General features: G+C 53.0%; 1 rRNA gene. It reads left to right on the forward strand.

The window, feature by feature from the left end:
* Positions 1-111: 111 nt before the first annotated feature.
* Positions 112-3,015: ribosomal RNA gene (locus tag DD597_RS22060) — 23S ribosomal RNA — on the forward strand.
* Positions 3,016-3,090 lie beyond the last annotated feature (75 nt).

The following is a 3,090-nucleotide window of genomic DNA, read 5'->3' on the forward strand; positions in this document are numbered from 1 at the left end:
TTTGCTCTTTAAAAATCTGGATCAAGCTGAAAATTGAAACGACACACAGCTCATGTGTGTTCGAGTCTCTCAAATTTTCGCAATCAGAAGTGAAACATCTTCGGGTTGTGAGGTTAAGCGACTAAGCGTACACGGTGGATGCCCTGGCAGTCAGAGGCGATGAAGGACGTGCTAATCTGCGAAAAGCGCCGGCGAGGTGATATGAACCCTTGACCCGGCGATGTCCGAATGGGGAAACCCAGTGTGTTCCGACACACTATCGTTAACTGAATACATAGGTTAACGAGGCGAACCGGGGGAACTGAAACATCTAAGTACCCCGAGGAAAAGAAATCAACCGAGATTCCCCCAGTAGCGGCGAGCGAACGGGGAGCAGCCCGGAGTCTGAATCAGCTTGTGTGTTAGTGGAACGGTCTGGAAAGTCCGACGGTACAGGGTGATAGTCCCGTACACGAAAATGCACAGGTTGTGAACTCGAAGAGTAGGGCGGGACACGTGGTATCCTGTCTGAATATGGGGGGACCATCCTCCAAGGCTAAATACTCCTGACTGACCGATAGTGAACCAGTACCGTGAGGGAAAGGCGAAAAGAACCCCGGCGAGGGGAGTGAAAAAGAACCTGAAACCGTGTACGTACAAGCAGTGGGAGCACCTTCGGGTGTGACTGCGTACCTTTTGTATAATGGGTCAGCGACTTATATTCTGTAGCAAGGTTAACCGTATAGGGGAGCCGAAGGGAAACCGAGTCTTAACTGGGCGTTAAGTTGCAGGGTATAGACCCGAAACCCGGTGATCTAGCCATGGGCAGGTTGAAGGTTGGGTAACACTAACTGGAGGACCGAACCGACTAATGTTGAAAAATTAGCGGATGACCTGTGGCTGGGGGTGAAAGGCCAATCAAACCGGGAGATAGCTGGTTCTCCCCGAAAGCTATTTAGGTAGCGCCTCGTGAACTCATCTTCGGGGGTAGAGCACTGTTTCGGCTAGGGGGCCATCCCGGCTTACCAACCCGATGCAAACTACGAATACCGAAGAATGTTATCACGGGAGACACACGGCGGGTGCTAACGTCCGTCGTGAAGAGGGAAACAACCCAGACCGCCAGCTAAGGTCCCAAAGTCATGGTTAAGTGGGAAACGATGTGGGAAGGCACAGACAGCCAGGATGTTGGCTTAGAAGCAGCCATCATTTAAAGAAAGCGTAATAGCTCACTGGTCGAGTCGGCCTGCGCGGAAGATGTAACGGGGCTAAACCATGCACCGAAGCTGCGGCAGCGACACTATGTGTTGTTGGGTAGGGGAGCGTTCTGTAAGCCGTTGAAGGTGTGCTGTGAGGCATGCTGGAGGTATCAGAAGTGCGAATGCTGACATAAGTAACGATAAAGCGGGTGAAAAGCCCGCTCGCCGGAAGACCAAGGGTTCCTGTCCAACGTTAATCGGGGCAGGGTGAGTCGACCCCTAAGGCGAGGCCGAAAGGCGTAGTCGATGGGAAACAGGTTAATATTCCTGTACTTGGTGTTACTGCGAAGGGGGGACGGAGAAGGCTATGTCAGCCGGGCGACGGTTGTCCCGGTTTAAGCATGTAGGCGGAGGTTCCAGGTAAATCCGGTACCTTATTAACGCTGAGGTGTGATGACGAGGCACTACGGTGCTGAAGTGATAAATGCCCTGCTTCCAGGAAAAGCCTCTAAGCATCAGGTAACACGAAATCGTACCCCAAACCGACACAGGTGGTCAGGTAGAGAATACCAAGGCGCTTGAGAGAACTCGGGTGAAGGAACTAGGCAAAATGGTGCCGTAACTTCGGGAGAAGGCACGCTGATAGGTAGGTGAAGTCCCTGCGGGCGGAGCTGAAATCAGTCGAAGATACCAGCTGGCTGCAACTGTTTATTAAAAACACAGCACTGTGCAAACACGAAAGTGGACGTATACGGTGTGACGCCTGCCCGGTGCCGGAAGGTTAATTGATGGGGTTAGCGGCAACGCGAAGCTCTTGATCGAAGCCCCGGTAAACGGCGGCCGTAACTATAACGGTCCTAAGGTAGCGAAATTCCTTGTCGGGTAAGTTCCGACCTGCACGAATGGCGTAATGATGGCCAGGCTGTCTCCACCCGAGACTCAGTGAAATTGAACTCGCTGTGAAGATGCAGTGTACCCGCGGCAAGACGGAAAGACCCCGTGAACCTTTACTATAGCTTGACACTGAACACTGGTCCTTGATGTGTAGGATAGGTGGGAGGCTTTGAAGCGTGGACGCCAGTCTGCGTGGAGCCATCCTTGAAATACCACCCTTTAATGGCTGGTGTTCTAACGTAGACCCGTGATCCGGGTTGCGGACAGTGTCTGGTGGGTAGTTTGACTGGGGCGGTCTCCTCCCAAAGAGTAACGGAGGAGCACGAAGGTTGGCTAATCCTGGTCGGACATCAGGAGGTTAGTGCAATGGCATAAGCCAGCTTGACTGCGAGCGTGACGGCGCGAGCAGGTGCGAAAGCAGGTCATAGTGATCCGGTGGTTCTGAATGGAAGGGCCATCGCTCAACGGATAAAAGGTACTCCGGGGATAACAGGCTGATACCGCCCAAGAGTTCATATCGACGGCGGTGTTTGGCACCTCGATGTCGGCTCATCACATCCTGGGGCTGAAGTAGGTCCCAAGGGTATGGCTGTTCGCCATTTAAAGTGGTACGCGAGCTGGGTTTAGAACGTCGTGAGACAGTTCGGTCCCTATCTGCCGTGGGCGCTGGAGAATTGAGGGGGGCTGCTCCTAGTACGAGAGGACCGGAGTGGACGCATCACTGGTGTTCGGGTTGTCATGCCAATGGCACTGCCCGGTAGCTAAATGCGGAAGAGATAAGTGCTGAAAGCATCTAAGCACGAAACTTGCCCCGAGATGAGTTCTCCCTGAGACCTTGAGTCTCCTGAAGGAACGTTGAAGACGACGACGTTGATAGGTCGGGTGTGTAAGCGCAGCGATGCGTTGAGCTAACCGATACTAATGAACCGTGAGGCTTAACCTTACAACGCCGAAGGTGTTTTGGCGAAGAGACAGACACGATTTTCAGCCTGATACAGATTAACAGAATTTGCCTGGC

This window comes from Enterobacter cloacae complex sp. 677-3DZ2D5B (assembly GCF_004136695.1).
Lineage (GTDB): Bacteria > Pseudomonadota > Gammaproteobacteria > Enterobacterales > Enterobacteriaceae > Enterobacter > Enterobacter hormaechei_C.